The following is a 20,693-nucleotide window of genomic DNA, read 5'->3' on the forward strand; positions in this document are numbered from 1 at the left end:
GTCTTGTTTTTGTCGCCGATTGCACCGACGTTTCCGCCTGATGTGGAAACAAGAAGGAAGACGTGATGTTTGAAACACTCCAGGACCGCCTTGGCTCCATTCTGAATGGATTGACAGGCCGCGGCGCGCTTTCCGAGGCTGATGTCTCGGCGGCGTTGCGTGAGGTCCGCCGTGCGCTGCTCGAAGCGGACGTGGCGCTGGAAGTGGTGCGCGGCTTCACCGATGCGGTACGCGAAAAGGCCGTCGGCGCCGAAATCGTCAAGTCGATCAAGCCCGGCCAGATGGTCGTCAAGATCGTGCATGACGAGCTCGTCTCCATGCTCGGCTCCGAGGGCGTCTCCATCGACCTCAATGCCCCCGCCCCCGTCGTCATCATGATGGTGGGTCTGCAGGGCTCGGGCAAGACGACCACCTCGGGCAAGATCGCCAACCGGCTGAAGACGCGCGAGAAGAAGAAGGTCCTGATGGCCTCGCTCGACACGCGCCGTCCGGCCGCGCAGGAGCAGCTTCGCCAGCTCGGCGTGCAGACCGGCATCGATACGCTGCCGATCATCGCCGGCCAGTCGCCGACCGATATCGCCGCGCGCGCCGTCCAGGCCGCAAAGCTCGGCGGCCATGACGTCGTCATCCTCGACACCGCCGGCCGCACGCATATCGACGAGCCGCTGATGATCGAGATGGCGGAGATCAAGCGGAAGTCCAATCCGCACGAAATCCTGCTCGTCGCCGATGCGCTGACCGGTCAGGACGCCGTCAACCTCGCCCGCAACTTCGACGACCGCGTCGGCATCACCGGCCTCGTGCTCACCCGCATGGACGGCGACGGCCGCGGCGGTGCGGCCCTTTCCATGCGCGCCGTCACCGGCAAGCCGATCAAGCTGATCGGCGTCGGCGAAAAGATGGGCGAGCTGGAAGAATTCCATCCCCGCCGCGTCGCCGACCGCATCCTCGGCATGGGCGACATCGTCTCGCTCGTCGAGAAGGCGGCGGAGAACATCGACGCCGAGAAGGCGGCCGCCATGGCCGCCAAGATGGCCAAGGGCAAGTTCGACCTCAACGACCTCGCCGACCAGCTGCGCCAGATGCAGAAGATGGGCGGCATGGGCGGCATCATGGGCCTGATGCCCGGCATGGCCGGCATGAAGGACAAGATGTCGGCCGCAGGCCTCGACGACAAGCTGTTCGGTCGCCAGATCGCCATCATCAATTCGATGACCAAGGCCGAGCGGGCCAACCCCGATATGCTCAAGCATTCCCGCAAGAAGCGCATCGCCGCCGGTTCCGGCACCGATGCCGCCGACATCAACAAGCTTCTCAAGATGCACCGCCAGATGGCGGACATGATGAAGATGATGGGCGGCAAGAAGGGCGGCCTGATGAAGCAGATGATGGGCGGCCTTGCCGGCAAGATGGGCCTTGGCGGCGGCATGGGCGGCATGCCGGACCTGTCCAGCATGGACCCGAAGCAGCTCGAGGCGCTCGCCAAGCAGGCGGAAGCGGCCGGCATCAAGCCGGGCAGCCTGCCGGGCCTCGGCGGCAGCGGCGGTCTTCGCCTGCCCGGCCTTGGCGGCGGCCTTCCGGGCCTGCCTGGCCTGCCGAAGAAGAAGTGAGGGGCTGAGGCATGACGATCGACCCGAAGGTCAAGCAGCAACTGGGTGAATACCGGCAGTCGATCGACAATATCGACGCTGCCCTTGTGCATATGCTCGCCGAACGCTTCCGCTGCACCCAGGCAGTGGGCGTGCTGAAGGCGACGCATGAACTGCCGCCGGCCGATCCGGCGCGCGAGGAATACCAGATCGAGCGCCTTCGCCGCCTGGCGAAGGATGCCAATCTGGATCCGGATTTCGCGGAGAAGTTCCTGAACTTCATCATCCGCGAGGTGATCCGGCACCATGAAGCCATTGCCGCTGAACACAGCGGTACAAACCACACCGCTTGAAGAAGCGGCCATCTACCCAAGGAGAAATGACATGTCCCTGAAGATTCGTCTCGCCCGCGGCGGTTCCAAGAAGCGCCCGTACTACCAGATCGTCGTTGCCGACGCCCGTTCGCCGCGTGACGGCCGCTTCCTCGAGAAGCTCGGCTCCTGGAACCCGATGCTCGGCAAGGACGACGCAAGCCGCGTCCAGATCGACACCGACCGCGCCAAGGAATGGCTCGCCAAGGGCGCACAGCCGACCGACCGCGTTGCCCGCTTCCTCGACGAAGCCGGCGTTCTGAAGCGCGACGCCCGCAGCAACCCGGAAAAGGCAAAGCCGGGCAAGAAGGCGCTCGAGCGCGCTGCCGAAAAGAAGCAGAAGGAAGAAGAAGCCGCTGCTGCCGCCGCTGGCGAATAATCGGCCGCGACTTGCTTTTCAGGACGGGCGGCGTGCTTCATGCCGCCCGTTTTCATTTTTATCCGACGCACGTGCGGCCGCGGAGCCGCTGCATACTTTTGCTGCAAGGGCACTAGGAGCCTCCGCGCGAACGTCGTAAGAGGCTTTGCAGGACCACACGGAACCGAACCATGGCGAAACTGGAAAATCCCGTCCTCATGGGCACCGTCGGAGCGGCACAGGGCCTGCGCGGCGAGGTCCGCGTGAAATCCTTCACCATCGACCCGACATCCATTGGCGATTACGGCCATCTGCACACCGAGGACGGCCGGACCTTCGAGGTGCTGGAAGTGCGCGAAGCGAAGAACGTGGTCGTCGTGCGCTTCCGTGGCGTCAACGACCGCAATGCCGCCGAGGCGCTGAACGGCGTCGATCTCTATATCGAGCGCGACAACCTTCCGGACGAGGAACTGGACGAGGACGAGTTCTTCTATGCCGACCTCGAAGGGCTGGAGGCCGTCGACACGACCGGCCGCAGCCACGGCAAGGTGACCGGCATCTTCGATTTCGGCGCGGGCGACCTCCTGGAACTCAAAGGCCCCGGCAAGCGCCCCGTGCTCATTCCCTTCTCCGAAGCCGCCGTGCTGGAAATCGACCTCGAAGGCGGACGCCTGCTGATCGATGCCATCGCCGCCGGCCTCGTCGATGAAGAGAAGGACGGCCCGGGCAGCCGGCGCCGCCGCCCGCCGCAGGGCGAGGGGACGTAACGTGGCTTTCCGCGCCACCATCCTGACGCTCTATCCGGACATGTTTCCGGGCCTCCTCGGCCAGTCTCTCTCCGGCAAGGCGCTCGAGCGCGGCGACTGGACGCTGGACTGCGTGCAGATCCGCGACTTCACCACCGACCGCCATCGCACCGTTGACGACACGCCCGCCGGCGGCGGGGCGGGCATGGTGCTGAAGCCTGACGTGCTGGCGAAAGCCATCGACCACGCCTCGCAGGGCGACGGCCGCCCGCGCCTGCTGATGAGCCCGCGCGGCAAGCCGCTGACCCAGAAGCGCGTGCGCGAGCTTGCCGCCGGGGACGGCGCGATCATCGTCTGCGGCCGCTTCGAGGGCGTCGACCAGCGCGTCATCGACGGACGGCAGCTCGAAGAGGTCTCCATTGGCGACTACATCCTGTCCGGCGGGGAGCCGGCGGCGATGATCCTGTTGGACGCCATCGTGCGCATCCTGCCCGGCGTGATGGGCAATGCGCTGTCCGGCGAGCACGAAAGCTTCGAGGGCGGGCTGCTGGAACATCCGCACTATACCCGCCCGCAGGTCTGGGAAGGCCTGGAAATCCCCGGTGTCCTCACCTCCGGCAACCATGCCGCCATCGATCGCTGGCGGCGGGAGGAAGCCGAAAAGCTGACACGCGCGCGCCGTCCGGACCTTCTCTCCGATCAGCCCTTCAGGAAATAATAAACCGTCAGCGCAAGGCCGACGGTCACCACCAGAACGCGGATCACCGGCTGCGGCACCCGCCGGGCCGCCCAGACGCCGGACCAGCCGCCGAGGGCTGCCGCCGGCACCATGACGACGGCCTGCGGCCAGCCGATCACTCCGCCGCTGGCGAAGACGACGACCGCCATGGCTGCGATGACCACGGCGACGAAATTCTTCAGCGCGTTCAGTCGGTGATAGTCGCCGCCCTTGGTGAGGCCCAGCACGGCGAGCGTCATGATGCCCATGCCGGCGCCGAAGAAGCCGCCATAGATCGAGGTCACGAACTGGCCGGCAAGACCGAGCGGCGAGATCGGCTTTTCCGGGCTCAGCGTCTTCGGCTTGAGATAGGGGCCGGCCGCGAAGATCGCGGTCGCCGCGAGAAGCAGCCAGGGCACCAGCGCGCGGAACGAGGGGTTGGAGAGCGACAGCAGCAGCAGCGCTCCGGCAAGGCCGCCGACGAGCGAGAGGCCGCCGAGCAGCGCTGCTTCCTTCCAGTCCGCGCGGATTTCCTTGGCATAGGCGAGCGTCGAGGTGACGTAGCCGGGAAACTGGGTGATCGAGGAGGTGGCATTGGCCACGATGGGCGGCAGGCCGGTCAGCGACATCGCGCCGAAGGTGAGAAACGTGCCGCCGCCGGCAATGGCGTTCACCACGCCGGACAGGAAACCGGCGATAAACAGAAAGATGGCATCGAAAACGGTCATGGCGATCCCCGGACGCGCACAAAGGCCGCGTCCCCTCCTCCACGGCGTGATAGCGTGGTGCCGGAAGACCGGCAAGGCCAGAAAACCGGCGGCCCGCGCGCGGATTCTTTTGCTTGCGGGGATGACAAGCCCGCCCGATTGGTGTATTGGCCCGCACGGATTTGGGATTACCCAGCCGACCTGCAATCAAAGAATGGCGAATCCGCTCCGTCCGGCAACGGACTATCCTGACGAGGCATGACCTCGAAGGCGACCGTCGAGCGCTCTGGCTGTTTCAGAAGAACCAGAAGGTTAGACCGATGAACATCATCCAGCAGCTCGAGGCCGAACAGGCCGCCAAGATTGAAGCCAAGCGTCAGCTCCCGGAATTCTCCCCGGGCGACACCGTCCGCGTCAACGTACGCGTTACGGAAGGCACGCGTACCCGCGTTCAGGCCTATGAAGGCGTTTGCATCGCCCGCTCCGGCGGCGGCCTCAACGAGAGCTTCACCGTTCGCAAGATTTCCTACGGCGAAGGCGTCGAGCGCGTATTCCCCGTTTACTCGCCGCTCGTCGAAAGCGTCGAAGTCGTTCGCCGCGGTAAGGTCCGCCGCGCCAAGCTCTACTACCTGCGCGATCGTCGCGGCAAGTCGGCTCGTATCGTCGAGAACACCGGCACGCGCGCCCGCAAGCTGAACGACGCCGAGCGCGCCGCCATTGCCGAGGAAAAGGCACGTCTCGAAGCCGAGAAGGTTGCAGCCGCTCAGGCACTCGCCGCTGAAAAGGCCGCAGCAGAAGCTGCCGAAGCCGCAAAGGCTGCGGAAGCCGCCGCCGAATAATCCGGCAGCGCATAAATTCGAAAAAGCCGTCGGCACCTGCCGGCGGCTTTTTTGTTTCCGGGACCTGAAAACGTCTCAGCGATTGGCCGCAAGCTCGGCGGCGATGCGGCGCACCTCGCCCTCGAGGTTCTTTCCCGGACAGGCCGTTTGCGCGAAATCCTTGTGTGTGCCGATCCTGTCGGCCGGGATGCCGTATTGCCGCGACAGGTCCCGTATCAGGTCCTTCAGCGCCGCCAGTTCCTCCGCGGTCGGCGTCTCCTTCTCGAAATTGCCTTCCACGACGATGGTGACATGGCCCGTCGGGTCATATTTCGTGTTCGTATCGCCGACGAAGCCGATAGGCCGCCCCTCGGCGATCTTGCCGTCCACGGCGATATAGAAGTGGTAGGGAATATCCGCCCAGGCCTCTTTCGTCCGTCCGTCGGCAAGCTTGGATCTGGCCTGCGAAAAGGCCTGCAGGGACGTCATCTTCTTCACGATGGAAAAGCCGTGTTTTCCGCGCGTCGCGGTGTGGTGCACGGTGATGCGCCGGGGCGTCTGCTTTTCCATGGCCAGCACCGGCTTGCGCGCACCCCATTCGCTGCGGCTCATCACCTCGGCGGCGCCTGCGGAAGAAACCGTCGCCAGCAAGGCGAGGAGAAGGAGGGACGACCTGGGAAGACCCATCAGCGGATTTCCTTGATGTAAGCGTCACCCACAACTTGCTGCGCAGTGCCAAGTTCCCGCAGCGCCGTGCTTTTCTTGTAAGGCCCCATCACCACGGAATAGAGCCCGTCGGCGAGGCTGCGATAGGCGTTCGTGTCGATGATCGAGACGTCGTAGCCCTGGTTCTGCATCAGGCGGGCGCGCTGGCGGGCCTTTTCCGGCTGGGCCTGCGGGAAGGAACCGAGAACCACGAACCACCCGGACGAGACACGCACCGTCTGCAGGCCGCCGCGCGTCTGCGACTCTTCTGCGGCGGCATCGGGCACCTCCCTGACCTCCTCGACCTTGGCCTTGCTTGCGACCTCCGCCTCCAGTTCCTCCACGAGGGCGCGGGCATAGTCGGCGTAGCGGCTGTCCGGATACTTGCGCAGGAAGGCCTGGTGGATCTTCAGGCTGCGCAGATCCTTGATCGCGTTCCACTCCTCCAGCGCCGGGTCGATCTCGACCTGAACGGGATCCTTGCCCCCCGTCATCGCCGGCGTCTCGACCGGCTTGACCTCGCCGCCCTCCGGCAGCAGCACGATCTCGCCGGTGATCTGGTCGTAGAAGGCCGGCTGCTGGTTGCGGCCGATGGTCTTCGCCGTCGCCTCCACCTCGCGCTGCACGGCCTTGGCGAGCGCGATATGGCTCATGCCGGGCTTTTGCAAAAAGGGCAGCAGGGTACGGGTAAAGACGGAGTTCGGATTGGCATCGTTTTCGCCGAGCCGGTCCAGCGCCTCCTGCCCTGCCCCAGCCGACATCAGCACGAACGTACCCGTCGGCGGCGCCACGACCTGCAGGCCGCGCGTCGCACCGACGCTGCGCCCGCCCTTCGAGGCGAAGGGATTGTTGCGGCAGGCATCGAGCACGAAGAAGCTGACGGCCGCGCCCTTGCCCTGGACCCGCGCCAGAAGGTCGTCGACCACATGGGCCTCGTCGCGCACCAGTCCGGCATTGCTGGTATCGGGAATGTCGACCGGCAGCAGGATGTTCTGCCCGTCGAGCGCCACGCCGTGCCCGGCGAAGAAGAAGAAGGCGGTATCGCCCGGTTCGATGCGTTCGACGAAATCGGCAAACTTCGCGTTGATCTGCCGGCGCGTCAGGTTCTCGCCGAGATCGACGGCGAAATCGAGCCTGGCCAGCGACTGCGAGACGGCGCGGGCATCGTTCACCGCCTTCTGAAGCTGCGGCACCGCTTCATAGGCGTCGTTGCCGATGATGAGCGCGACGCGCTTCGCCGCGGCCGGATCCACGCCCAGCAGAAGGAAGGTCAGGACGACGAACAGATATCTCATGAGTGCCCCCCGGCCACATTGTTTCCCAAGACTATCGCCGTGCCTTTCCGGCGAAAAGAGCAAAGGTGAAAGACCGCTCGGCTTGCCTATCGGGAGGGAACTGTGACAGTGTTCCGCCGCCACAATTCAGGAGCATATTTTGATGTTTTCCCGCCGCACCGTTCTTGCCGGCCTTGCTGCCGCTGTTCTCATGCCCGCCATTGCCGTTGCGGCCGACCTTCCCGATCTCGGCGGCAAGACCGTCGTGGTCGTGACGGAAAACGCCTATCCGCCGCTGCAGTTCGTCGACCCCAAGACCGGCGAGCAGATCGGCTGGGAGTACGACGCGATGAACGAGATCGCCAAGCGGCTGAACTTCAAGGTCGAGTACCAGAACACCTCCTGGGATGCGATGATCCAGGCCGTCTCCGACAACCAGTACAACATCGGCATGACCGGCATCACCATCAAGGACGACCGCAAGGCAAAGGTGGACTTCTCCGACCCCTACATGCGCTCGCAGCAGTTCATGCTGGTGCGCGGTGACGAAAACCGGTTCACCGACGCCAAGAGCTTCGGCGCCTTCGCGGACGGCCTGATCGCCGCCCAGCCGGGCACCTCGCCCTTCTACACCGCCGTCTACGAAATCCTCGACGGCAACGAGCAGAACCCGCGCATCAAGCTGTTCGAGACCTTCGGCGCGACGGTTCAGGCGCTGCAGGCCGGCGACGTCGACCTCGTGCTCACCGACAGCGTCGCGGCCAAGGGCTATGTCGACGCCTCGGGCGGCAAGCTGAAGGTCGTCGGCGGCCCGCTCGGCGCGGAAGACTTCGGCTTCATCTTCCCGAAGGGCTCCGACCTCGTCGCCCCCGTCAACGCCGCCATCGCCGCCCTGAAAGCGGACGGCACCCTCGATGCGCTCGATAAGAAATGGTTCCTCGACTACAAGATGGGTCAGTGACCGGCGGCCATGGCTCCCGTTTCCTCTGACGCCGGCAAGGACGACTATCCCTGGTGGCTGGTCGCCCTCGCCGTGATCGCGCTGGCGCTTGCCGGCGTGATCGTCGCCAACGATCTCTACACCCAGGTTTTCGGCGTCGTGCTGAAGGGGCTGTGGGTCACGATCTTCGTGACCCTCGTCGCCTTCCTGCTCGCCACCATGCTCGGCCTCGGCGTCGCGTTGATGGCCCTTTCGGAAAGCAAGGCGCTGCGCCAGATCGCCCGCTTCTACACGGAGGTCATCCGTGGCGTGCCGATTCTCGTCTTGCTCTTCTATATCGCCTTCGTCGGCGCGCCGGCGCTGGTGGCGGTGATCAATGTCGCCATCGGCCCGCTGGTCGCCGCCGGATACATGGAACCCGTGCTGGTGCGCGATCTCTCCTTGATGTGGCGGGCGATCATCGCGCTGATGATCGGCTATTCCGCCTTCATCGGCGAGGTTTTCCGCGCCGGCATCCAGTCGGTCGACAAGGGACAGGTGGAAGCGGCCAAGGCACTCGGCCTGTCGCGTTTCCAGCGCTTCCGCCTCGTCGTCTTCCCGCAGGCCGTGCGCGTCATCCTGCCGCCGCTCGGCAACGACTTCGTGGCGATGGTCAAGGACAGTTCGCTCGTCTCCGTGCTCGGCGTCGCCGACATCACGCAGATGGGCAAGGTCTATGCCTCCGGCTCGTTCCGCTTCTTCGAGACCTATTCCATCGTCGCCTATGTCTACCTGATCCTCACCATCGGCCTGTCGCTCGGCCTTCGGGCGCTGGAAAGGCGCATGCGGCGAAACTAAAACATCCCGCGACTGGCACGCCCGAAACGGACGGCGGCGCTTTAGTCGCGGGCAAGGATGATCAGGCGGTCGCTCGGCCCGAAGGCGACCAGTTCCGACTTCACCGGATTGACGACGACCCCGCCCATGTTGCGCGGGTCCTCCCCGGCCGGATTGGCGCGGCTATAGCCGAGCGCCACCTCACCGCGGATGAGCGCGGCGAGATTGACGGTGTAGAAATTCACCGGCCGGTCGATGGCGATATAGTCGGTGACGGGACGCATGTAGATTTCCGAACCGTCCTCGTCGAGCAGCTCGTCGAAGATCTGCGCCATCAGCTCGTTTTCCGAGGCCTGCGCCAGCATCAGGCTGACCAGCTTGTTGCTGACGACGAAATCGTCGGCGCGGGTGACGGCGGCAAGGTTGCGGTTGCGCACGTCGATCATCTCGCTGACGATGCCGATATGCTTGTTCGCCGCATCGGCGATCTTGCGCAATTGCAGCAGCGTCACCAGCGTCGCCGTATCGGCCGGCTGCGGCGCCATGTCGTCGCTGTAGCCGAGCACCAGCACGTGGTCATAGGCGGGCACGTCGAGCGCATCCAGCGCCGTGCGGTTCGTCGTGTCGATGACGGCGCAACGAACGCTCAGGTTCTCCGCAAGATAGGACAAGCCCGCGACCTCCGTCTCCAGTTCCGGCCGGTTCGCGGCGATCATCAGCTCCGAACCCGGCGCAACGTAGCGCGACAATTCCTGCGTGATGATCGGCCCGCGCCGGTTCCAGCCGAGCAGCAGGGTGCGCTCCGGCCCCGGCTCGCGATGGACCCGCGGGCGAACGATCTCGCGATCGACAACGAAATCGCCCGTACGCGGCTTGATCGTCGCATCGTCCTCGGCGATCAGGATGGCCCGTTCGCCGGCTGCGATCACCCGGCTCGTCGGCGGGTTGAGATGCACGACGCCGTCCGTGTCGCAGATGCCGATCAATGTCGAGGTGTCGTAGGCCATGACGGCATTGCCGAAGGATTTTCCCGTCAGCGCCGGCTGCTCCACGGCATAGATTTCCGAACCGTCGAAATCGAGCAGTTCCGTATAGACCGCCGAAAGGCCGGCCTGCCGGCTGGAACTGACGACGATGCGCGAGATCAGCTCGTCCGCCAGCACGAGTTGAAGCTCGGAACCGCCGACGATGCGCGCCACCTCGGCATTGCCCGCGTCGCGGATTTCGGCGGCGATCTGGTAGGGTTCCTTGCGCCGTTCCGGATCGTTGACGAGGGCGAGCACCGTCTTGATCACCTCGGAATCGGCGTAGTCGCTTTCCGGCGACAGCACGATGATGGAGCGCGAGGCCTGCGGATTGACGATGTTGACGTCGTAAAGGTCGGTCGGGTCGCCGCTGCGGCATATGATGCGAGTGTTGCCGAGATCGGCTATCTTGTCGGCGATCTCGTCCTCCATCTCCACCTTGTCCTTGCCGGCCATGATGACGATGCGCGGATTGCGGCGGCTCTGGTTGGCGATGACGAGTTCGGAAATGACGTCGAAGATCGAGGGCGACCAGTTGAAGATGATCGTGTGGTCCTTCTCCAGGACGTGCGAACGGCCCTTGCGCAATTCGTCCAGCTTTTCGTCGAGACCGGAGGAGAGCACGCCGATGAGGGCGGAGAAGACGAAGATGCCCGCCACCGTCACGACCAGCGAGACGCCGCGGAAACCCCAGCCGACATCCCCGCCCATCGCACCGGCATCCATGGTGCGCATCAGCGATTCCCAGGAGCCCTCGATGAAGGAGACGGGCTCGCCGCCCTCCTGCGCAATCCCCGTGATGGCGAGGAAAAGGCCGGCGATGACAATGACGATGAGGGAGATGACGGTCAGCCACCCGATCAGCGCGATCGGCCCTGCCGCCATGCTCTTGTCGAACTGGTAGCGCAGGCGGTCACGCCATGTAATCGTCTTCATCTAGATCCCCTCAAACCGGCTTCCCGCCGGAGACGTCTATCGAGTCTCAAAAATTCGTGAACACGGCAAGGAGGGCACGCGGAAATATTCGCAAGCAGCGTGAATAGCGGCAGCCGGCGCCAACTTGCCGAGATCGGGAAAAATCGCTATATGCGGAATATGGAATCCAAGTTCGGATGCACGGAAAAGCATGTCGTCGTGCTGCAGGATCACAAGCGCCTGCCGGCACGCTTCTTTGCGCGTGTCTTCGGGGCGCTCATAAGCCGCCTATCCTGATCGCCCGTTTTTCGATGCGATCCCGCTAGCTGCGCGCTGCGGATTTCCAGACCCCCTTAACATGCCCAGCGGATGAAGAGCCATGAGCGCACCCCGTACCCTCTACGACAAGATCTTCGACGACCACATCGTCAGCCGCCAGGAAGACGGCACCTGTCTTCTCTACATCGATCGTCACCTCGTTCACGAAGTGACGAGCCCCCAGGCCTTCGAGGGCCTGCGCATGGCCGGCCGCAAGGTCCGCGCGCCGGAAAAGACGCTGGCCGTCGTCGACCATAACGTTCCGACCTCGCCGGACCGCCACCAGGGCATCAAGAACGAGGAAAGCCGCATCCAGGTCGAGGCGCTCGCCAAGAACGCCGCCGATTTCGGCGTGGAATACTATTCGGAAAAGGATGTCCGCCAGGGCATCGTGCACATCGTCGGTCCCGAACAGGGCTTCACCCTGCCGGGCATGACCATCGTCTGCGGTGACAGCCATACTTCGACGCATGGCGCCTTCGGCGCGCTGGCGCATGGCATCGGCACGTCGGAAGTGGAGCACGTTCTGGCCACCCAGACGCTGATCCAGAAGAAGGCCAAGAACATGCTGGTGCGCGTCGACGGGCAGCTCCCGGACGGCGTGACGGCGAAGGACGTCATCCTCGCCATCATCGGCGAGATCGGCACCGCCGGCGGCACCGGCCACGTCATCGAATTCGCCGGCGAAGCCATTCGCTCGCTGTCGATGGAAGGCCGCATGACGATCTGCAACATGACGATCGAAGGCGGCGCCCGCGCCGGCCTCATCGCACCGGACGAAAAGACCTTCGAATACATCAAGGACAAGCCGCGCGCGCCCAAGGGCAAGGCGCTGGAAATGGCGCTCGACTACTGGAAGACGCTCTACACGGAAGACGGCGCGCATTTCGACCGTGTCGTCGTGCTCGACGCCGCCAACCTGCCGCCGATCGTTTCCTGGGGCTCCTCGCCGGAAGACGTCGTCTCCGTCGAAGGCGTCGTGCCGAACCCGGACGATATCGAAGACGAAACGAAGCGCTCGTCCAAGTGGCGCGCCCTTGACTACATGGGCCTGAAGCCAGGCACCAGGATCACCGACATCGCCATCGACCGCGTCTTCATCGGTTCTTGCACCAACGGCCGCATCGAGGACCTGCGCGCCGTCGCAGCCGTCGTCGAGGGCAAGAAGGTCGCCGCCACCGTCAATGCCATGATCGTTCCGGGCTCCGGCCTCGTGAAGGAACAGGCCGAGAAGGAAGGCCTGGACGCGATCTTCAAGGAAGCCGGCTTCGACTGGCGCGAGCCGGGCTGCTCCATGTGCCTTGCCATGAACGACGACCGCCTGAAGCCGGGCGAGCGCTGCGCCTCCACCTCGAACCGCAACTTCGAGGGCCGCCAGGGCTTCAAGGGCCGCACGCATCTCGTCTCGCCCGCCATGGCCGCTGCCGCCGCCATTGCCGGTCACTTCGTCGACATCCGCGACTGGCAGTAATCGCGATCGCGTCGTCCGAGAGAATAGAAGGCCGGGAGCGTACTCCCGGCCTTTTCGTTTGAGAAGGATCCCATGAAACAGCTTCTCTTGCTGCGCCACGCCAAATCCGCCTGGCCGGACGGCGTTGCGGACCATGATCGCCCGCTCGGCGACCGTGGCCGCCGCGACGCACCCCGCATGGGCGCCTATATCGCCAAGGCGGGCCTCCAGCCGGATTTCGCCCTGGTTTCCTCTGCACGACGTACCCAGGAGACCTGGGGTCTGGTCGCCCCGGAACTCAAGGCCCCCTGCCCCTCCCGCACCGTACCCTCTATCTACGAGGCCGATCCGTCCGCCATTCTTGCGGCGATCCGGCAGGCTCCCGAGGAAAGCGGGACCGTTCTCGTCATCGGGCACAATCCCGGCTTCGAGGACCTGGCATCGCTGCTCGCACCGACCGGCGAGACCGAAGCCGTTAGCCGACTAAAAGAAAAATACCCGACCGCCGGCCTTGCCGTGATCGCCCTCGACATCGAACACTGGACCGACGCCACGCCGGGCAAGGGTCGGCTCGAAATCTTCGCCACCCCGAAAATGGTGCAATGAAAAGGGCGGCCGAAGCCGCCCTTCCGTAAAACCCTGAAAACAGGGTCAGAACGTTGCCGTCATCGGGTCGGGGCCGATGCGCTTGCCGCCGGCTTCGAGGCTCGCGAAGATCTTCATGTCCTCGGCATCGAGCTTGAAGTCGAAGACCTTGAAATTCTCCTCGATGCGCGAGGGGGTTACCGATTTCGGGATGACGACGAGGCCATTCTCGATGTGCCAGCGGGTGATGACCTGCGCCGGCGTGCGGCCGTGTTTTGCCGCGATGCCGGCAATGACGGGATCGTCGAGCAGCTTGCCCTGTCCGAGCGGGCTCCAGGACTGGGTAGCGATGCGGTGCTTCTCGTGGTAGGCGCGCGCCTCCTTCTGCGGGAAGTCCGGATGCAGCTCGATCTGGTTGATGACGGGCGTGATACCGGTCTCGTCGATGATGCGCTGCAGATGCTCGGGATAGAAGTTGGAGACGCCGATGGAGCGAGCGCGACCTTCCTTTTGGATCTGGATCAGGGCCTTCCAGCTGTCGACGAACTGACCGCGCTTCGGCGCCGGCCAGTGGATGAGATAAAGGTCGACATAATCGGTACCGAGCCGCTTGAGGCTGGCGTCGAAGGCCTTCAGTGCCGCGTCGTACCCCTGGTCGGCATTCCAGAGCTTCGTCGTCAGGAAGATTTCCGCACGATCGACGCCGGAAGCGCGGATGCCCTCGCCGACACCCTGCTCGTTCTCGTAGATCGCCGCCGTGTCGACATGGCGGTAGCCGGCAGCAAGGGCGGCCTTGACCGCCGTCACGGCCGTATCGTTCGGGGCCTGCCAGACGCCGAGGCCGACCTGGGGAATGCTGTTGCCGTCGTGAAAGGAAATTGTCGGCTGATCGCTCATCAGAATGTCTCCATGAAAAGGTTTGGCGTGCTTGAACCCGGACGGGCTTCCCGTGGCGCCTTGAAGCCCGGCGACGGTCGAGGCTGGATATAGGCCTTGCATCGCATGCTTTCAGCCCGCCACCGGGGAAAAATCGTCAGAGGACCCGCACCACCGTGCCGCGCCCGATATGCGGCAGGATGCGCAGCATGTCGCGCCGCGCGACGGCGACACAGCCCGCCGTCGGCTCATAGCCGGGGCGAATGAGGTGGAAGAAGATCGCCGAGCCCGCATGGCGCTTGCGCGCGGTCACATTCCAGTCGAGCACGAGGCAGATGTCGTAGAGCTCGTCCCTGCGCTGCATCTCTTCGTGGCTCGGCTTGAACGGTGCACGGACGAGCCGGTTGTAGGAAGGATGCCGCGGCTCGTCGCACCAGAGCATGGAGGGCCGGATGCGCCGCAGCGGCAGGCCGGTCTTCGGCGAAGCGACCCGGTCGCCGCGCAGAAAGCCGGAAAGCAGCGGCATGGCGGCGATGGGCGTTGCCCCGTCGCCCTCCCGCTTGCGGCTGGTGCGGCCCGACCGGCCGATGGCGGCGGGAATGCGCAGGGAACCGACCTGCACGATGGCGCGCGTCTTCTTCCCCGGCGCGGGGCGCACGAGGACCGTCTTCACGCAATGTTTAGGAGATGTGATCCGGCTCATGGTCCTCCGCCATATTCGCGCCACGCGGCACCGTATCTGGCTAAGCCGCAGCCGGGCTTGCCAAAAATGTCAATTCACTTACTTTCCAGAGGAATGCCGAGAGGTAAAGCATGACATCCCGCACAATCCTTCTTGTCGACGACGACAACGACCTTCGCGAGACGCTCGTCGAGCAGCTTTCGCTTTACGAGGAATTCTCGACGCTGGAGGAAACGACCGCCGGCAAGGGCATCCAGACGGCGCGCGCCAACCAGATCGACCTTCTCATCATGGATGTCGGCCTGCCGGATATGGACGGCCGCGAGGCGGTGAAACTCCTGCGCAAGGGCGGCTTCAAGGCGCCGATCATCATGCTGACGGGGCACGATACCGATTCGGATACGATCCTCGGCCTCGAGGCCGGCGCCAACGACTACGTGACGAAGCCCTTCCGCTTCGCCGTGCTGCTCGCGCGCATCCGCGCCCAGCTGCGCCAGCACGAGAGCAGCGAGGACGCCACCTTCACCGTCGGCCCCTACACGTTCCGACCCGGCCAGAAGCTGCTGACGATGGAAAACGGCCAGAAGATCCGCCTCACGGAGAAGGAAGCGGCGATCATCCGCTATCTCTACCGCGCCGACCAGAAGGTGGTGACGCGCGACGTGCTGCTGGAGGAAGTCTGGGGCTACAATTCGGGCGTGACGACCCACACGCTGGAGACCCATGTCTATCGCCTGCGCCAGAAGATCGAGCGGGACCCTTCCAATGCGGAGATTCTCGTGACAGAGAACGGCGGTTACAAGATCGTACCCTAGAGTTCACGCAGTTCCGGGCGGATAGCCTATAGGCTTTTCCGGAACTGCATTTCAGTAAGGAGCGCCCGACGTGGCTCTCAGCGACGACATCGTCCTTCTTTCCAAGGTGCCGCTCTTTGCCGGCCTTGCCGACGACAAGCTGCGGCTGATGGCGTTCGGCGCCGAGCGCCGGCGGCTGGTCGAAGGGCAAACGCTGTTTCGCGAGGGTACCTCGGCCGATTGCGGTTTCGTCGTCGCCTATGGCGCGTTCCAGCTGACATCCACGCTGCGCGACGGGACGACGCGCGACGAAGGCACGGCGGACGCCGGCACGTTGCTCTCCGAGCTTGCGATGATTTCTGCGGTCGAGCGCAAATATACCGCGGTCGCACTGGAGGACAGCGAGGTCATCCGCATCAACCGCCCGCTCTTCCGCCGCATGCTGGAGGAATACCCCGATGTCGCCGTGCTGGTCGATGCGCGCATCCGCGAGAATCTCGCGGCGATGATCAGCCAGATGCGCCGCCTTGCGGGCCGTTTCGCCTGATCCTCAGAAATCGAATTCCGCAATGACGGGCACGTGGTCGGACGGCCGTTCCCAGCCGCGTGCCTCGCGAACCACCGAAATGTTGGTCAGATGCGGCTCGAGGTCGGCGGAAGACCAGATGTGGTCGAGGCGACGCCCCTTGTCGGCGGCCTGCCAGTCGGCCGAGCGGTAGCTCCACCACGTATAGAGCTTCTCCTGCATCGGCACCTTGCGGCGCATCAGGTCCACCCAGGCGCCCTTCGTCATCACGTCGATCAGCCCTTCCGTCTCGATCGGCGTGTGACTGACGATCTTGAGAAGCTGCTTGTGCGACCAGACGTCATGCTCCAGCGGCGCGATGTTGAGATCCCCGACGAGAACGGAGGAGATACCGGCTTCCGCCTCCGCATGCAGCAGCTTCATCTCCTCGATGAAGTCGAGCTTGTGGCCGAATTTCGGGTTGATCGTCCGGTCCGGCTCGTCGCCGCCCGCCGGCACATAGAAATTGTGAAGGCGGATCGACTTGCCCCGGTGATGGAAGACCACGGAGACGTGGCGCGCATCGCCGACGCCGCAGTAATCGCGCCGCTCGACGATCTCGGTCAGCGGCAGGCGGGAGACGGTGGCGACGCCGTGATAGCCCTTCTGGCCATGCATGACGATATGCTCGTAGCCGAGCGCCTTCAGGGGCTTGGAGGGGAACTGGTCGTTCGGGCACTTGGTTTCCTGCAGGCACAGGATGTCGGGCGAAAAGGTCTTGAGAAAATGCTCGACAAGCGGCATGCGCAGCCGCACGGAGTTGATGTTCCACGTCGCGATCGAAAGTGCCATGCCTGCCCCCGGAATATCGTCCGGGGGGTCTTAAAGCATTTTGGCGCCAAGGGAAATCACCTGGCGCCACGCGTGCAGCAAATGGGCCGGAACGGCTTTCCGGCCGCCCGGTCAGTTCGAACCGCGGTTGCGGATCTCGTCATAAGGAATGGCGAAGACCTTGTCGTCGAGCGGCACACCGGTCTTGACGTTGAAGATCATCACCGACGTGTCCTTGCCCTGGGCATCGGTGATCGTCCACTGGCGCAGATCGTAGGTCTTCGGGTCGAACATCATGGTGATGGTCGAATCGCCGAACATGTTCTTGTCGCCGAGCACGATGGTCGTCAGATCGGCTTCTTCCTTCACGTTGCGCACCATCTTGGCGGACAGGTCGATCTTGTTGCCAAGCAGGAGGTTCAGCGGCGTCTTGGAGAGCGGGTAGATGTCCCAGGTCTTGAGCTTGCGGTTACCGATGACGACGGACTTGCCGTCCGCAATCACGCGCATCGGCGAGGGATCCTCGTAATTGAAGCGGATCTTGCCGGGGCGGTCGATGAAGAACTTGCCGCCGGTCTGCTCGCCACGCGGGCCGAACTGCACGAATTCGCCCATCATGGTCTTCACGGACGAGAAATGGTCGGCGATTTTCTGGGCGGTGCCGCTCGCCTGCGCCGAAGCGTCGACGGGCGAAAACAGCGAAAGGCCGGCAGCGAGCGCAAAGGCGGCAAGGCCGACGAAGCCACGGCGGGTCAGCGTTCCGGTCGCGCGGCCGTTCTCGGATCGGATCATGTTGGTCTCCTTCATGCGATTTTCATGCGAGCCAAACGCGGCGCCATAATGGCAGTTGGCCCTAACGCGAGACTTGCCGGTCGAAACGTCGCAGAGGAGGCTGCGTTCCGGCTCATCGTCCCGAAATTTCATCTTCCGTCGGCACGAGGATCTCGCGCTTGCCGGCATGGTTGGCGGGGCCGATCAGGCCCTCCTTCTCCATGCGCTCGATCAGCGAGGCGGCGCGGTTGTAGCCGATGCCGAGGCGGCGCTGGATGTAGGAGGTGGATGCCTTGCCGTCGCGCAGCACCACGGCCACCGCCTGATCGTAGGGATCGTCGGAATCGTCGAGGTTCGACGTACCGGCCGGTCCATGACCGCCCTCGCCGTCCTCGTCGTCGTCCTCGGTGATGGCATCGAGATATTGCGGCGCGCCCTGCGCCTTCAGGTGCGCGACGACAGCCTCGACCTCGCCGTCGGAGACGAACGGGCCGTGCACGCGCTGGATGCGCCCGCCGCCGGCCATGTAGAGCATGTCGCCCATGCCGAGAAGCTGTTCGGCGCCCTGTTCGCCGAGGATGGTGCGGCTGTCGATCTTCGACGTCACCTGGAAGGAGATGCGCGTCGGGAAGTTGGCCTTGATCGTGCCGGTGATGACGTCGACGGAGGGACGCTGCGTCGCCATGATGACATGGATGCCGGCGGCGCGCGCCATCTGGGCAAGCCGCTGCACGGCGCCCTCGATGTCCTTGCCCGCCACCATCATCAGGTCGGCCATCTCGTCGATGATCACGACGATATAGGGCATCGGCTGCAGATCGAATTCTTCCGTTTCGTAGATCGCCTCGCCCGTCTGGCGGTCGAAACCGGTCTGCACGGTGCGGGTGATCGTCTCGCCCTTGGCAAGTGCCTGTTCGACGCGGCTGTTGAAGCCGTCGATGTTGCGCACGCCGATCTTCGACATCTTCTTGTAGCGCTCCTCCATTTCGCGCACCGTCCACTTGAGGGCGACGACGGCCTTCTTGGGATCGGTGACGACGGGGGAGAGCAGATGCGGGATGCCGTCATAGACGGAGAGTTCCAGCATCTTCGGGTCGATCATGATCAGGCGGCACTGCTCGGGCTTCAGGCGATAGAGCAGCGACAGGATCATAGTGTTGATGGCGACCGACTTGCCCGAGCCGGTGGTGCCGGCAACGAGCAGGTGCGGCATCTTGGCGATGTCGGAAATGACCGGCTCGCCGCCGATCGTCTTGCCGAGCGCCATGGCGAGGCGTGCCTTGGAGGTCTCGAAATCGCGGCTCGCGATGAGTTCGCGCAGATAGACGGTCTCGCGGCTCTGGTTCGGCAGTTCGATGCCGATGGCATTGCGGCCCGGCACGACGGCGACGCGCGCGGCGATCGCACTCATCGAACGGGCAATATCGTCGGCAAGGCCGATGACGCGGGAGGACTTGATGCCAGGCGCCGGCTCCAGTTCGTAAAGCGTGACGACCGGGCCGGGACGGACATGGATGATCTCGCCCTTGACGCCGAAATCCTCCAGCACGCCTTCCAGCATGCGGGCGTTCTGTTCCAGCGCGTCGGCCGAAAGCGTCGTGTCGCGCACCTTGCCCTTGGGTTCGGCAAGAAGATGGATCGGCGGCAGCTGGAAACCGTCCGGACCGACGAAGGAGGTCTGCGCCTCGCGGTCGGCGCGCTGGCCGGGCTTCGGCCGGGCGGCGGGTGCGGCAACACGCGCCGTCGCGGCAGGCATGGCCGGACGGGCCGGCGGAGGACGTCGCGCCCAGTCGGCAGCGATATCGTCCGCATCCGCATCGGGCAGAATGCCGGAGGGGCGAACCATCGGTTCGCCGTCGTCCATGTCGAAGGGCAGATCGTCGTCATCGAGCGCGATCGAGGGCGCTGAGACGGGGCGGCGCCCTTCCATCGAGGGTTCCACACGCTCGGCGGAACGGCCGGAAGTGCGGGCGCGGACAGGCTCGTTCAGCGTGCCGAACTCGTCCTCGTTGAAATCGTAGGGCTGCTCTATGCCGCGCGCCCTGCGGCGCTGGCTGGAGAGGCCGAAGATGCGGCGCACGCGCGCCTGACCCGTAAACCAGGCATGGGTCATCGCACCGGCAAGCACGGTGAGGGGTCCTTCCCGCTCCTCGTCCTCGTCGTCTTCCTCGGCAACGGCGCGGGCACGGCTCGCCGCCGGCACAGGCGCAAAATCCTCTTCGTCGTCGATGGCGGCCGAGCCGATCAGGCCGGCGCTGAAAATCATCAGCCAGGCGGCGGGAACGGCGACGATGCAGCCGATGATGGTGGCGAACAGGCCGGTCGGGTAGGCGCCGGTGAAGAGCGCCGGGAAGCGCAGGATCATGTCGCCGAAGACGCCGCCAAGGCCGGTCGGCAACGGCCAGGTAACGGGTCCGGGCACGCAGGCGAGCGCGGCGGAGGCAAGGATCGCCCCGCCAAGCCAGGCGGCCGCCCGCTGCGGCACGCGGTTGAAGCGCCGGCCGCTGATCATCGCAAGGCCCCAGGCGACGACCGGCAGCAGCGCGATGACGCTGGCAAGGCCGAAGAACTGCATGAAGAGATCGGCGAAGACCGCGCCGGAATAGCCGAGAATGTTCTTCGGCTCGCCGCCGGAAGCATAGGAAAGGCTGGGATCGGAGACATTCCAGGTGGACAGCGCCGCAATGGCGAGCGCCAGGGCGACGAAGATACCGAGGCCGACAAGGACCTGTATCTGCCGCCAGACGAATGCCGACAGAACGAAGCGGTCGTGACGGTTGTCCAGTCCTGCCGAAATGCTTCTGCTCATGGTTTTTGCCTAGTCCACGCAAGAAAATCGCGACACTCCGCCCGATTCGCGGAATGTGCCTGACTGCGAACCCTACGAAGGAAGCCTTAA

At 64.6% G+C, this 20,693-nt stretch carries 21 protein-coding genes; 12 read left to right on the forward strand and 9 right to left on the reverse strand.

Annotated elements, in window-relative coordinates:
* Positions 1–65 precede the first annotated feature (65 nt).
* The 5 genes from ffh (at position 66) to trmD (ending at position 3,782) form a co-directional block, all read left to right on the forward strand.
* Positions 66–1,610, forward strand: coding sequence for a signal recognition particle protein (gene ffh, locus V8U06_RS15515; RefSeq protein WP_226921699.1), 1,545 nt, complete (start codon positions 66–68; stop codon positions 1,608–1,610).
* A gap of 11 nt (positions 1,611–1,621) precedes the next feature.
* Positions 1,622–1,942: a chorismate mutase gene (locus V8U06_RS15520; protein ID WP_226921698.1), complete on the forward strand. Its 321-nt coding sequence runs from the start codon at positions 1,622–1,624 to the stop codon at positions 1,940–1,942.
* A gap of 31 nt (positions 1,943–1,973) precedes the next feature.
* Positions 1,974–2,339, forward strand: a complete 366-nt coding sequence (rpsP, locus tag V8U06_RS15525; RefSeq protein WP_249228422.1) for a 30S ribosomal protein S16 — start codon at positions 1,974–1,976, stop codon at positions 2,337–2,339.
* A 170-nt stretch (positions 2,340–2,509) separates the two neighbouring features.
* Positions 2,510–3,085, forward strand: a complete 576-nt coding sequence (gene rimM, locus V8U06_RS15530; protein ID WP_427141416.1) for a ribosome maturation factor RimM — start codon at positions 2,510–2,512, stop codon at positions 3,083–3,085.
* A 1-nt stretch (position 3,086) separates the two neighbouring features.
* Positions 3,087–3,782 (forward strand): tRNA (guanosine(37)-N1)-methyltransferase TrmD, encoded by a 696-nt coding sequence (gene trmD, locus V8U06_RS15535; RefSeq protein ID WP_226921696.1) that lies wholly within the window; start codon positions 3,087–3,089, stop codon positions 3,780–3,782.
* On the opposite strand, the gene V8U06_RS15540 is transcribed toward trmD, so the two are convergent.
* A complete protein-coding gene (locus tag V8U06_RS15540) occupies positions 3,764–4,510 on the reverse strand; it encodes a sulfite exporter TauE/SafE family protein (protein WP_226921695.1) in 747 nt (248 codons plus the stop codon). The two genes, trmD and V8U06_RS15540, sit on opposite strands and share 19 nt — an antisense overlap.
* A gap of 299 nt (positions 4,511–4,809) precedes the next feature.
* Here V8U06_RS15540 and rplS point away from each other — a divergent pair, with 299 nt between their 5' ends.
* The gene (gene rplS, locus V8U06_RS15545) at positions 4,810–5,328 is read left to right on the forward strand and encodes a 50S ribosomal protein L19 (RefSeq protein ID WP_427141417.1); all 519 of its coding nucleotides are present in this window, start codon (positions 4,810–4,812) and stop codon (positions 5,326–5,328) included.
* Positions 5,329–5,403: 75 nt separating this feature from the next.
* Here the strand turns inward: rplS and V8U06_RS15550 are convergent, their stop codons facing one another.
* Together V8U06_RS15550 and V8U06_RS15555 are read right to left on the reverse strand one after the other, a co-directional pair.
* Positions 5,404–5,994, reverse strand: coding sequence for a peptidoglycan recognition protein family protein (locus V8U06_RS15550; RefSeq protein WP_427141418.1), 591 nt, complete (start codon positions 5,992–5,994; stop codon positions 5,404–5,406).
* Positions 5,994–7,307 carry a caspase family protein gene (locus tag V8U06_RS15555; protein WP_427141419.1) on the reverse strand — a complete coding sequence of 438 codons (1,314 nt, stop codon included), beginning with the start codon at positions 7,305–7,307 and terminating at the stop codon, positions 5,994–5,996. The genes V8U06_RS15550 and V8U06_RS15555 overlap by 1 nt, the downstream gene beginning before the upstream one ends.
* A 142-nt stretch (positions 7,308–7,449) precedes the next feature.
* Here V8U06_RS15555 and V8U06_RS15560 point away from each other — a divergent pair, with 142 nt between their 5' ends.
* Both V8U06_RS15560 and V8U06_RS15565 read left to right on the forward strand, forming a co-directional pair.
* Positions 7,450–8,247, forward strand: a complete 798-nt coding sequence (locus V8U06_RS15560; RefSeq protein ID WP_427141420.1) for a transporter substrate-binding domain-containing protein — start codon at positions 7,450–7,452, stop codon at positions 8,245–8,247.
* 9 nt (positions 8,248–8,256) lie between these two features.
* The gene (locus V8U06_RS15565) at positions 8,257–9,063 is read left to right on the forward strand and encodes an amino acid ABC transporter permease (protein ID WP_427141421.1); all 807 of its coding nucleotides are present in this window, start codon (positions 8,257–8,259) and stop codon (positions 9,061–9,063) included.
* A gap of 41 nt (positions 9,064–9,104) precedes the next feature.
* Here the strand turns inward: V8U06_RS15565 and V8U06_RS15570 are convergent, their stop codons facing one another.
* A complete protein-coding gene (locus tag V8U06_RS15570) occupies positions 9,105–11,003 on the reverse strand; it encodes a CASTOR/POLLUX-related putative ion channel (protein WP_427141422.1) in 1,899 nt (632 codons plus the stop codon).
* A gap of 358 nt (positions 11,004–11,361) precedes the next feature.
* Here V8U06_RS15570 and leuC point away from each other — a divergent pair, with 358 nt between their 5' ends.
* Positions 11,362–12,771 (forward strand): 3-isopropylmalate dehydratase large subunit, encoded by a 1,410-nt coding sequence (gene leuC, locus V8U06_RS15575; protein WP_427141423.1) that lies wholly within the window; start codon positions 11,362–11,364, stop codon positions 12,769–12,771.
* Between the two features lie 72 nt (positions 12,772–12,843).
* Entirely contained in the window at positions 12,844–13,356 is a 513-nt protein-coding gene (locus V8U06_RS15580; protein WP_427141424.1) for a SixA phosphatase family protein, read from the forward strand.
* Positions 13,357–13,401: 45 nt separating this feature from the next.
* On the opposite strand, the gene V8U06_RS15585 is transcribed toward V8U06_RS15580, so the two are convergent.
* Both V8U06_RS15585 and V8U06_RS15590 read right to left on the reverse strand, forming a co-directional pair.
* Complete coding sequence (locus tag V8U06_RS15585) at positions 13,402–14,232, reverse strand: aldo/keto reductase (RefSeq protein ID WP_427141425.1); 831 nt, start codon at positions 14,230–14,232, stop codon at positions 13,402–13,404.
* A gap of 136 nt (positions 14,233–14,368) precedes the next feature.
* Positions 14,369–14,914: a L,D-transpeptidase family protein gene (locus V8U06_RS15590; protein WP_427141426.1), complete on the reverse strand. Its 546-nt coding sequence runs from the start codon at positions 14,912–14,914 to the stop codon at positions 14,369–14,371.
* Positions 14,915–15,024: 110 nt separating this feature from the next.
* Between V8U06_RS15590 and V8U06_RS15595 the strand changes: the two genes are divergently transcribed.
* Together V8U06_RS15595 and V8U06_RS15600 are read left to right on the forward strand one after the other, a co-directional pair.
* Positions 15,025–15,708: a response regulator transcription factor gene (locus V8U06_RS15595; RefSeq protein ID WP_226921685.1), complete on the forward strand. Its 684-nt coding sequence runs from the start codon at positions 15,025–15,027 to the stop codon at positions 15,706–15,708.
* Positions 15,709–15,778: 70 nt separating this feature from the next.
* Entirely contained in the window at positions 15,779–16,234 is a 456-nt protein-coding gene (locus V8U06_RS15600) for a cyclic nucleotide-binding domain-containing protein (protein ID WP_427141427.1), read from the forward strand.
* Positions 16,235–16,237: 3 nt separating this feature from the next.
* On the opposite strand, the gene V8U06_RS15605 is transcribed toward V8U06_RS15600, so the two are convergent.
* From V8U06_RS15605 to V8U06_RS15615, 3 genes are all read right to left on the reverse strand, one after another.
* Positions 16,238–17,044 carry an exodeoxyribonuclease III gene (locus V8U06_RS15605; RefSeq protein ID WP_427141428.1) on the reverse strand — a complete coding sequence of 269 codons (807 nt, stop codon included), beginning with the start codon at positions 17,042–17,044 and terminating at the stop codon, positions 16,238–16,240.
* A 111-nt stretch (positions 17,045–17,155) separates the two neighbouring features.
* Positions 17,156–17,830 (reverse strand): outer membrane lipoprotein carrier protein LolA, encoded by a 675-nt coding sequence (locus V8U06_RS15610; protein WP_427141429.1) that lies wholly within the window; start codon positions 17,828–17,830, stop codon positions 17,156–17,158.
* A gap of 97 nt (positions 17,831–17,927) precedes the next feature.
* A complete protein-coding gene (locus V8U06_RS15615; protein ID WP_427141430.1) occupies positions 17,928–20,603 on the reverse strand; it encodes a DNA translocase FtsK 4TM domain-containing protein in 2,676 nt (891 codons plus the stop codon).
* Positions 20,604–20,693: the final 90 nt, after the last annotated feature.

The organism is Shinella sp. G-2 (assembly GCF_050172695.1).
Lineage (GTDB): Bacteria > Pseudomonadota > Alphaproteobacteria > Rhizobiales > Rhizobiaceae > Shinella.